Origin of the sequence: Aggregatibacter sp. oral taxon 458 str. W10330, assembly GCF_000466335.1 — a bacterium.
GTDB lineage: Bacteria > Pseudomonadota > Gammaproteobacteria > Enterobacterales > Pasteurellaceae > Aggregatibacter.
The window spans coordinates 4,887-15,711 of the sequence record NZ_KE952630.1; the positions used below are offsets into that span (position 1 = coordinate 4,887).

Sequence of the window (10,825 nt, forward strand, 5' to 3'; positions counted from 1 at the left end):
TTTTTTTTAGGAAGAATGAAAGTATCCTAACTGCCGGCGAACATTTAGGGAGAGAAAGATGTATCCGTTTCAACAATTTACTCAACAAGATATTGAGATTTTAAAGGATGAAACAGTTTATCGCGGTTTTTTTAAGCTAAATAAAGTGCAATTCAAACACAAACTGTTTGCCGGTGGCTGGAGTGGTGTGGTTACGCGCGAATTGTTAATCAAAGGCGCAGCGTCTGCCGTCATCGCCTACGATCCGGTATTGGATAATGTAGTGTTGGTAGAACAAGTGCGTATCGGCGCCTACGACCCGACATTAAAACAATCGCCATGGTTACTTGAATTAATTGCCGGCATGGTAGAAGAAGGCGAAACACCTGAATCTGTTGCGTTACGGGAAAGCGAAGAAGAAGCCGGCGCGAAAATCACCCATCTGCAACACTGCCTCAGCGTTTGGGATAGTCCGGGAGGCGTACTAGAACGGATTCATTTATTTGTCGGCAAAGTGGACAGCACCCAAGTTGGCGGTTTGCATGGTTTAGCGGAAGAAAATGAAGATATTCGCGTTCATGTCGTTAGTCGAGAAACCGCCTATCAATGGGTTTGTGAAGGCAAAATTGATAATGGCATTGCCGTTATGGGGCTTCAATGGTTAGCGTTAAATTATCCTCAACTGAAAACGCAATGGCGATAACCCCATGCGTTTAGACAGCTCAGGCCATTTAGGCGCAGTTAATATGAGGAGTTTACTTTGTTAAATACCTATCAATATCACGCCCAACAAGAGGTCTTTCGTATTGTGCAAATTACGGATCCTCATTTATTCAAGGACATCAACGGGGAATTGTTGGGAATTAATACACAAGCCAGTTTCTCGCAAGTACTCACTGAGATCCAACAAGCCCACTATGCCTATGATCTCGTGCTAGCGACAGGGGATTTGGTACAAGACGGCAGTGATGAAGGTTATTTACGCTTTTGCGACAATGTAAAATCGCTAGAAAAAATGGTGTTTTGGATTCCGGGAAATCATGACTTTCAGCCTAAAATGGTTGAGCATCTCACCCAAGGCAACGTCAATGCCGGAAAGCACCTCTTATTAGGAGAACATTGGCAAATCCTATTATTAGATAGCCAAGTACAAGGCGTGCCGCACGGTCAACTTGAACCGGAAACACTGGCATGGTTAAAAACAAAGTTAGAGGCGTACCCTCAACGCTATGCCCTTGTTGTGTTGCATCACCATTTGCTGTCAACCGGATCGGCTTGGTTGGATCAGCATAATTTGCGCAATCCTCATGAATTAGCCAGCGTGTTAGCGCCATTTCCACGCGTTAAAGCCCTATTATATGGTCATATTCATCAACAGGCAGATAGCACATGGCATGGCTACCGTGTCATGGCCAGCCCTTCCACCTGTGTGCAATTTAAACCGGACTGCAACAGCTTTACGCTTGATACCCTTCAGCCGGGCTGGCGTGAAATTGAGCTCTATGCAGACGGGCGTATTGAGACCCGCGTTAAACGGATTCAGCAGGCTTCATTCTTGCCAAATTTTCAAGAAAGTGGCTACTAGCCTAGCAAAAACCAAGTGCGGTGAAAAAACGTGATATTTTTTCACCGCACTTTTTTATCACCTACTGACGTTTATTGCGCATTATGCCTTTAACTTACCGGTAATTCGACACCACTCTTCGCGCTCTGCCACCGGCTCCAACGCAAAACGCTCGGCGTAGGCATCACACACGGATTGCGCTTGTGTAGCTAAAATGCCCGACAAGCCTAAATCTCCGTTGGGCTTCACTAATTGGCTAATCACCGGGTAAAGCTCTTTTAACGGTCCCGCCAGAATATTCGCCACCACCACATCGGCTTTCAAGTCTGACGGTTTTGCATCAGATAAAAACAGTTGCAAGCGATCCGCCACACCATTTTGCTCCGCATTATTGCGGCTGGCTAAAATCGCTTGCGGATCAATATCAATACCCACCGCACTTTTCGCGCCCAGCTTCAATGCCGCAATGGCTAAAATGCCGGAACCACAACCAAAGTCGATCACCGTTTTATCTTTTAAATCTAAACTATCAAGCCATTCCAAACAAAGCGCGGTGGTCGGGTGTGTTCCTGTGCCAAACGCCAAGCCCGGATCTAACATCACATTCACGGCATTCGGATCCGGCACATCGCGCCAGCTTGGGCAAATCCACAAACGTTTGCCGAATTGCATTGGGTGGAAATTATCCATCCACTCACGTTCCCAATCTTTGTCTTCAATTTGTTCGATTTTATAGGCGGAATTTTCGTCTAAATGCTTTGCTTGTTTAAGTGCATTCACGACGACATTCATATCGGTTTCCGCATCAAACAAAGCAATCACGTCCGTGTTGCCCCACAAACGAGTTTCCCCCGGCAACGGCTCAAAAATCGGCGTATCTTGGCTGTCCATAAAAGTGACCGACACCGAGCCGATTTCTTCTAAAAAATCACTGATTTGTTCTGCCTTTTCGTTAGTACTGTTGAGGCGAATTTGAATCCAAGCCATGTGTTTATCCTTTATTCTTTTTCATAACCTTCATAATAGTAGGATTGCTCAATACCTTTAAAAATAATTTCACGGTTATCCACATCATCCGTTAAATTATTTTGCAATAAAAAGCGGATTTCTAAATCATTAATCGGACTACGCTCCATTGCCTGCAAATACAAGGTTTTATCGACATTTTGCCAGTTCACTACTTTGCCTAAATTTTTCTTTAAGATTAAATCTAACCAAATTCTTGTTGAACGTCCATTGCCTTCCAAAAACGGATGGGCAATATTCATTTCAACGTATTTATTAATAATTTCTTCAAATGTCGTTTCAGGCATTTGCTCAATTTTGCCCAAGGCTTCTTTTAAATACAACGAATTGGCAAAACGAAAATTGCCTTTGGAAATATTTTGTTCACGAATCACGCCGGCAAAATCATACAAATCTTGAAATAAATAGCGGTGAATTTGCTGCAATCCCCGTGTTGTTCCCACTTCAATTTGCTGAATATCATTCGTTTCAAACAAGCGGTACGCATTTTCTAAGCTTTTTTGATCGATTTTTTTCATGTATTTTACCTGTTATTTTGACCGCACTTTGAAGAGACTTTTTCGCCGATTTTATTCCCCATCAAAAATGCCGCTAAGCCGAAGACTAAGGACGGGACAATCGGGTTGAAGCCAAAAAGTTTAATGCCAAATTGGGTAAATAAAATAAACGAAACTAAGCCGACCAACATGGAGCTTATCGCGCCGTAAGCATTGGCTTTATCCCAATACAGTCCAAGAACGATAACCCACAAAAATGCGGCTTCAAGTCCACCAAAGGCAAACAGGTTCAGCCAAATGATCATATCCGGCGGATTCAGAGACGCAAAAATTAAAAGTGCGGTCAAAATTAACGTAATGATTGAGGAGATTCGACCAATCCGTTTTTGGTTTTGTACCGCCTGCGGTTTTGCCGCCAAATACAAGTCTTTCACAAAAATAGAAGACGATTGAATCAGCTGCGCATCCACCGTGGACATAATCGCCGACATCGGCGCTGCAAGGAAAATCCCCGCCACAATCGGTGGCAACACTTGCAGCATCAGGCTTGGAATCACCTTATCTGATACTGTTAAATCCGGCACGATGGCGCGCCCCAATGCGCCCGCCAAGTGCATACCGAACATGATAACGGTCAACACAATCGTGCCAATAAGCATGCCGTTATGCAGGGCTTTGCTGTCTTTAAACGCCATGCAACGCACGGCTGTGTGCGGCAAACCAACTACACCGAAGCAAACCAAAATCCAGAAGGACGCCATAAATTGGAAATCTAACATCTCATTTGGTCCGTACGGGCTGACGAGGCTAGGGTCAATTTCAGTTAATTTTTTGACCGCACTTTCCACGCCGCCTACCTGATAAATCACGCCGACCAATAACACAATCGTGCCGAGAATCATCACCGTACCTTGAATTGTGTCCGTTAACACCACGGCACGGAACCCACCGATAAAGGTATAAATTCCCACGGTTAAAGCGAAAATTAACAAGGCTTGGGTGTAAGGAATGCCGATAGTGGTTTCCAATAAACGGGCACCACCGATAAATTGCACGGTCATCGCCGCAAAGAACGCGATCAACAACGCAACACAGGCAATCCACACTAAATATTTGTTTTTATAGCGATAAAGCAATAAATCATTGATGGTCAAGGCGTTAGTTTCACGGGAAAGTAAAGCAAATTTTTTCCCTAGCGCACCAAGCGCCAACCACACTGCCGGTACTTGGATCATGGCAAGCAAGACCCATCCTAATCCGTATTTATACGCCGCACCGGGACCGCCAATAAAGGAACTGGCACTGGCATAGGTAGAAGCGGTCGTCATGGCAAGAACGAAGCCTGTCATAGAACGGTTGCCAACATAGTATTCGGAAAGAAAATCCCCGCCTTTCTGACGTTTGACATAAGCATAAATCGCCGCACCAAATACAAAGGCTAAATAAATGACAAGCGGAAAAATAATCCCTAGGTTCATTGATGACGCTCCGTTGTCGAATATTGTCTTTTCTCTTCCACATCCAGCGGAATATCTTGAAACACGATTTTAATCAACCAATACGCCACCACAATAAACAGCATCGGCAGGTAAATACAGGCTAATTCAAACCACAGCGGAAAGCCGATAGGCCCTTGGGTCTCTTTCGGTAAATAAGCACATAAGCACCAACCAATCACATAAAGCAGGGTTAAGCCTAATGCCCAGCGGGCTTCTTTCGTCGCTTGTTGATAGCGTTGTTGTAACGTCATAATATCGTTGCCTCAATCCATGATTAGAACGTTTTGCTCATTTCTAAATAAATCCGATTTTTATCATAGCGATAAAACGGATGATTGCTGTCATTTTTTTGGTATGACCACGTGATTTTCGGCGTAATGCCCCAAAAATACACGTTACGATGCCATAAAGTGACATTGGTTTGATATTCCTTGTTTTTTTGACGAATACCAAGTAAATCTTCCCCTTTATAAGCCCGTCTTGCATAGGCGACAGAAAGACGACTGGAAATGCCCAACGGCCATTCTTGCACCCAACCTAAACGCACGTTTTTACGCTGATAGGCATTATCAAGATCGCGCGTATTTTCACGATTATAATCCGCACCGATATACCAATATTGTCCGCTGTAAGGTAAAAATAAGAGCGTATTCGACCACAAATAATTATTGCCATTTAAATGTTTACGTGTGGCATAACGCTGCTCGCCATATTCAAGTGCGGTCGAAATTTGCCATGATTTATTGAGCCAATGAGTCACATCAACACGCACACCGGAATTTTTAGAATATTGTTTCATGGCATCACTGCCGGACGATCCGCCGGAATACCAACGTCGTTCAGTGAAAGGCACTAAAGCAAGTTCAGTATTTGCCGTTTGATACCCCAAACCGGCACCGATTCGAGCATTAAATTCGTTATATTTTTTATTATCCCAATAATATTTGCCTTGCCCATCTAACACCAATTTTGCAAAAAGCTGATGAGGCAACGACCATTTCTTTTCAGCCCCCGCATAATAAGACAGCCCATGCGCCTGTTCTCGCTCCCAAGCTTTCCACGCACCAATACGGGTGCCGGCTTTTGGCGCATTATTAATATTGGATTCGTTTAAAAAACTGATACCACCGTTGATTTTCCACTGATCTCGTTGGTTAATTGCGGTTAAATACTGATCGATCATTTGCTGCGATGAGGCATCATTCACTTCCGCACGAAGTTTTTGGAATTGATCTTTCGCCGCTTCATTATCGTTATTCAAAAATAACGCATGGGCTAATTGATAACGCAATGGTAAAACTTCAGGATGTTTTGCAAATAATTCACGATATTGCTGCACCGCTGAGGCATAATTCCCTTGATGCGTCGCCATCATAGCCTCGCCCCAAGCCACCAAAAAAGGATCTTGTTGTGGCAAATTTTTGTATAAGGGCAACAACAATGCCACTGCCTCCACATGGCTTTGTAGCAATGCCGGAATCAGGCCACGGATAATCAAATCCGGTCGTTTGGCAAGTTCTTCTTTTGTAATAGATAGGGTATGTTCTTTTGAAGTGGAGGTCTCTACAACGTCATTTTGAGGCAATTGAGGGCTCGCTAGCTTTAAATGTTCTTCAGGCGATGCGTTCTTTGGTGCAGTAATTTCTGCCGCTGCTGAAGCAGACACGAATACGCCAATCGCAATTCCAAAAGATAAGGGTAATTTCATCATATCGTTTTAACCATATATTCAAATAAATAAAGCAAGCACATGGCTTGCTTTATTGTTCACTCGGGGAGATTACTGTTTCTTACCGACAAAACCGGCGCCCCATGAATTATCATTTGCTTTTGCCAAGCCGCCTAATTCTACCGCATTATTGCCATAAAACTTACCTTCAACTGCGCCATCAGTCAATTTTGTCGATTTAGCCGTACCCTCAAAGCTATTACCGGAAATATTCGCACTAATATTAATGGTTGGTACATTGTTAGCTGTAATAGAACCGCTTAGCGTCTTCGCACCAAAATTAACATCAAAAGAAGATTGACCTTCTACCGTATCCTCATCAGAATCATCGCCAATATCATTGAACAAAATAATGCCATCGCCTTTATACGACGCCAAACCGGTTACAGGCATATTTGGGGTTGGAATGCCATTATAGAACAGAATATCGTCCTCATCCGGACCATTACTTAAAGATACCCCCATACGGACATTGGCATACTTATCACAACATACTACTGCATCATCTAAATCTTGCCCGTTACCTTCGGGGTAAGTAAGCGTTATCTTGTGTCCATCAACCTCTAATTGATTTATATTTGCGTCGTTAAATTTAACATTTTTTTTGACTTGAAATTTGTCATCTTGTTCAGAGAAAACAAAAGCTGAACCTGTAAATGTTTGATTTTGATTTACCTCAGTTGAATTCGATGTTGGCAGATCGGTTTTAGATGGCGTTACCTGAGTTTTTTGATCATGGCTTGCCGCAGCGGCATTATCACTGCTACCGCCACTGCTTCCGCAAGCGGCTAATGTGAATGCGGCTAATACCGTTAAACTAAACTTAACAATTGAATTTTTCATTGTGGAATCCTTAATACATAAGAAAAAAATACGATGCGTACGTTTACGCAGGCCGGCAATATAGCATATCACTTTCAAAAATGAAGTCTCTTTATGTAAATAAAATGTAAAGAAAACATCCTTAAAGAAGACTACTGTACCAACATCAATCCCATACAGCCTTTGTCTGCCAACATTAAATCGGAAGCGCCGAAGGTGAACGGATGATTATTGGAGGACGTATTTTCAAATTTCACTAAAAGAGACAGGTTTTCATTGATGAGTACGCTATCTTTCCAGCCGATTTCGTTTTGTGCCAACGGCTTGTCATTCACAGATTCGACAATAAATTTTGCGCCGACCACATTAAAACCTACCGGAGAGGAGGCGCTGAGGTGCCAGCGTTCTACGCTGCCGAGTGTTGCGGAAACATCCAAGCGGCGTGGATCAAAGCGTTTTTGGTTTATGGTGGCATTGTTGGTATCCAGATAAAACGTGCGTTCTTGTTGCACGTTAGCCGACAGCAAACTCGGCGCATCCGTGTTAAATTGCCAAGCCTGTTCTTTTTTCTCAAAGGCGCCGGCAAGGCCTTCCGGACGTAATTCTAAAATGCGATTATCAATTAACTCGCCGTCAGAACCAAAGAAATGACTGATGTTATCTAAAATACCGCGTTTTTTACCGGTAATGAGAGTCACATTTTCACCGTCATTTAAATCCACCAAAATTTCTACACGCTCACTTGGCGCGAGTGTAACGACATTACGTTTTTGACCTTGCGGCAAGAAACCGAGATCTTGTGCAATGAGCGTAAATTCCCGCTCGTCATCAAAACGTAATTCATAGGTGCGGGAAAGCGAGGCGTTAAGGAGACGTAGGCGCACTAAGCCGCGTGGTACCGTGAGATAAGGCGCTTCTTGCCCATTAACAAACAAACGCTCACCGACAAAACTGCCTTGATTTTGTTGGAAGAGTTGCGCGCCTTCACCGTTCAGTTGCATATCTTGGAGAATCAACGGAATGTCGTCCACACCATATTTTTGTGGCAATCCCAATTTCAAGCTTTCTTTATCTTCGATAATCCATAATCCAACTAACCCTCGATACGTTTGATACGCTGAGCTGGCAAGGGTGCAGGCATGATACCAGCAGGTGGACGGCGCTTGCGTAATAGGAATGATCGGTGACCAGGTTTCGCCTTTTTGTAAGTTTTTCGCAATGCCGCCGAGCAACTCGCTCGAGGCTTGCAAACCTTGAATATTCATCGCAACAAATTGCGGTAAATTATTTTTCCAATTCAGTTTGGCAAAATCGTCTTTCTTAATTTTAATGGTTGGCCCTAAATAACTGCCGTTAAAGCCCCACACTTCGGTGCGTTTTCCGGGTAATAGCGGTGCTTGGGTATTTTGCATATTCAGAAAAATTGGCTTGCCTCGCCGTGCCTCAAACAGCGGCGGAATTGTCAATGCCGGGCGTGTTGCCGCCAGCAAGGGCGCCGGTACACTAAAAAGTGCGGTGGAAAATAAGGTTGTTTTTAACAGCTGACGACGGGAGCAATGTTTCATTTAGGCCTGCTTATTCTCGTTTTTCTGTTCAATGGTTTTTTGTGCGATTTCACGATCCAATTCCGCAATGCGATTTTGCATCACATCATGACAGTATTCCGCTAATTCGCGCACATTTTCACGGCTGTAGCCGGACACATCAATAGGTTCCAGCATTTCACAAATCACCGTGCCATTATCCCAACGGTTTAAATCGATTTTATTATGGGTTGTCGAGCAAACGACCGGCACAATGGGTACGCCGGCGGCAATGGCGGCGTGGAATGCCCCGGTTTTGAACGGCAATAACCCGCGTCCGCGACTGCGTGTTCCTTCCGGGAACATCCAAATGGACAAATTATCTTCATTAATACGACGAGCCAATTCCGACATGGTGTTATGCGCTTTAGAACGATTATCACGATCGAGAAAAATATTGCCTGTTGCCCAATATAAAATCCCGAAAAACGGCACCCAAATCAGGCTTTTCTTACCGACGCTCACTGTACGAGGCATGACCATATAAGAAATGGTTACCATATCGTAGTTATTTTGATGGTTACCGATGTAAATACAGCGACCCACTTTATCGGCATTCGCTGGGAAACGATGTTCCACTTTCAGCCCAAAGAGTGGATGTAACCGTCCAAACCAACGGGCAAAAATGCCCACATTACTCGGATTACGGAAACGAATGAAAGAATAAAGCGTACCGAGGATACAAATAAGAATACAACAAATCACAATGATGAAAATTCTGGCGATTTTTAGCATGATAAAGCCTCTTAAAAATTTGCGTAAGTATAACGAAATTAGCCCGTTAAGTGTATTCATAACGATGAAATGTGCTAATCTAATCAAAAAATTTTTAATTGAATTGCTATGCAAAAAACCTATTTTATTGCGGATTTACATCTCTCCGAAAATCGACCGCACTTATTAGCCCTGTTTCGTCAATTTATGCAAGAACAAGCGCCACAAGCAGAAAAACTCTATATTTTGGGCGATTTATTTGATTTTTGGATTGGCGATGATGAACAATCCGATCTCATCAGCGAAGTGCAACAGCTCATCAGATATCTGACAGAACAAGGCGTGCCATGCTATTTCCAACATGGTAACCGGGATTTTTTGATTGGCAAAAAATTTGCTAATGCGTGCGGGCTGACGTTACTGCCAACTTATCAAGTCATTGATTTATACGGCACGCCCACCCTTTTATGTCACGGCGACACCCTTTGCGTGGACGATGTGAAATATCAACAATATCGCAAAAAAGTTCATCAAAAATGGCGCCAGTGGCTGTTTTTACATTTACCGTTAAAAGTGCGGTTAAAAATCGCAGAGAAAATTCGCGCGAAAAGCCGCCAAGATAAACAATTAAAATCGACGGAAATCATGGATGTGAATGCCGCTTTTGTGCAGCAAATGTTTGCGCAATTTCATGTGACGCAAATGATTCACGGACATACGCACCGTCAAAAACACCATGAAATTCCACCGCACTTTCATCGTATCGTGCTGGGTGATTGGGGAGAAACCGCTTCCCTTTTAGAAGTTACGCCCCATTCCATCGAATTTATTAATGATACATTAAGGAGAAAAAATGGCTGATCCACATATTAAATCGCCTATGGATGGTTGGGATTACACAACCGTAATCATTTATCGCTTGGGCTTTGTCCTTGCCGTTCCAATGTTGTTTATGCTGCCTTGGTATCCCACAACGGCACACATTGGTTTGCTTATCGCAGCGACCTTATGTGCCGCTTGTGTGCATTTATATATGAAAAACTTCCGTTATATTTTTCAATTTGCCATGTGGGTGGGCTTGCTCTGCCAAGTGTTAGAGTTTCCGCAACTGGCGCTGGGCGCAGCATTTTTGGTGCTCGGCGGATTAAGTTATAAAGAATATTTTTGTTTCCGTGTCTTTGCCTTAAATCTACAACCGATATTTTTTGCTATTTTATGGTTTGCCTTATTATTCAATATCACTTGGTTAAGTAACCTCTTATGCTTTATCACCGGCATTTTAATTTTGTTATTAAGCATTCAAAAATGGCGCATGCCGTTGCATTTTGATATTGGCGATAAAAGCAAATATCAGGTGTAATGCCTATCTCCAACACACAAATAACAATCCGCACGTAAAACGTGCGGTTTTT

12 protein-coding genes are annotated in these 10,825 nt (G+C 43.3%); 4 read left to right on the plus strand and 8 right to left on the minus strand.

Annotated features, from left to right (window positions below):
• Nucleotides 1-58: 58 nt before the first annotated feature.
• Complete coding sequence (gene nudF / locus HMPREF9065_RS00060; RefSeq protein WP_021617152.1) at nt 59-682, plus strand: ADP-ribose diphosphatase; 624 nt, start codon at nt 59-61, stop codon at nt 680-682.
• 57 nt (nt 683-739) lie between these two features.
• Nucleotides 740-1,564 (plus strand): 3',5'-cyclic-AMP phosphodiesterase, encoded by an 825-nt coding sequence (cpdA, locus tag HMPREF9065_RS00055; RefSeq protein ID WP_021617153.1) that lies wholly within the window; start codon nt 740-742, stop codon nt 1,562-1,564.
• Nucleotides 1,565-1,645: 81 nt separating this feature from the next.
• Here the strand turns inward: cpdA and prmA are convergent, their stop codons facing one another.
• The 8 genes from prmA to HMPREF9065_RS00015 form a co-directional block, all read right to left on the minus strand.
• On the minus strand, nt 1,646-2,530 hold the full coding sequence (gene prmA, locus HMPREF9065_RS00050; RefSeq protein ID WP_021617154.1) for a 50S ribosomal protein L11 methyltransferase: 885 nt from the start codon (nt 2,528-2,530) through the stop codon (nt 1,646-1,648).
• Between the two features lie 11 nt (nt 2,531-2,541).
• Nucleotides 2,542-3,087 carry a protein adenylyltransferase Fic gene (fic, locus tag HMPREF9065_RS00045; protein WP_021617155.1) on the minus strand — a complete coding sequence of 182 codons (546 nt, stop codon included), beginning with the start codon at nt 3,085-3,087 and terminating at the stop codon, nt 2,542-2,544.
• 5 nt (nt 3,088-3,092) lie between these two features.
• On the minus strand, nt 3,093-4,544 hold the full coding sequence (gene panF / locus HMPREF9065_RS00040; RefSeq protein WP_021617156.1) for a sodium/pantothenate symporter: 1,452 nt from the start codon (nt 4,542-4,544) through the stop codon (nt 3,093-3,095).
• Nucleotides 4,541-4,816 carry a YhdT family protein gene (locus tag HMPREF9065_RS00035; protein ID WP_021617157.1) on the minus strand — a complete coding sequence of 92 codons (276 nt, stop codon included), beginning with the start codon at nt 4,814-4,816 and terminating at the stop codon, nt 4,541-4,543. Before HMPREF9065_RS00035 ends, panF begins: the two co-directional genes overlap by 4 nt.
• A 23-nt stretch (nt 4,817-4,839) precedes the next feature.
• Nucleotides 4,840-6,273, minus strand: coding sequence for a surface lipoprotein assembly modifier (locus HMPREF9065_RS00030; protein WP_198009778.1), 1,434 nt, complete (start codon nt 6,271-6,273; stop codon nt 4,840-4,842).
• A 72-nt stretch (nt 6,274-6,345) separates the two neighbouring features.
• Nucleotides 6,346-7,137 (minus strand): Slam-dependent surface lipoprotein, encoded by a 792-nt coding sequence (locus HMPREF9065_RS00025; protein WP_021617159.1) that lies wholly within the window; start codon nt 7,135-7,137, stop codon nt 6,346-6,348.
• Between the two features lie 131 nt (nt 7,138-7,268).
• Nucleotides 7,269-8,681 carry a multicopper oxidase domain-containing protein gene (locus HMPREF9065_RS00020; RefSeq protein ID WP_021617160.1) on the minus strand — a complete coding sequence of 471 codons (1,413 nt, stop codon included), beginning with the start codon at nt 8,679-8,681 and terminating at the stop codon, nt 7,269-7,271.
• Nucleotides 8,682-9,434 (minus strand): 1-acylglycerol-3-phosphate O-acyltransferase, encoded by a 753-nt coding sequence (locus HMPREF9065_RS00015; protein WP_033002823.1) that lies wholly within the window; start codon nt 9,432-9,434, stop codon nt 8,682-8,684. It lies immediately after the preceding gene.
• A gap of 108 nt (nt 9,435-9,542) precedes the next feature.
• On the opposite strand from HMPREF9065_RS00015, the gene lpxH reads away from it, so the two are divergent.
• Entirely contained in the window at nt 9,543-10,274 is a 732-nt protein-coding gene (lpxH, locus tag HMPREF9065_RS00010; RefSeq protein WP_021617162.1) for a UDP-2,3-diacylglucosamine diphosphatase, read from the plus strand.
• Complete coding sequence (locus HMPREF9065_RS00005; RefSeq protein ID WP_021617163.1) at nt 10,267-10,773, plus strand: DUF2301 domain-containing membrane protein; 507 nt, start codon at nt 10,267-10,269, stop codon at nt 10,771-10,773. Before lpxH ends, HMPREF9065_RS00005 begins: the two co-directional genes overlap by 8 nt.
• The last annotated feature ends 52 nt before the right edge of the window (nt 10,774-10,825 follow it).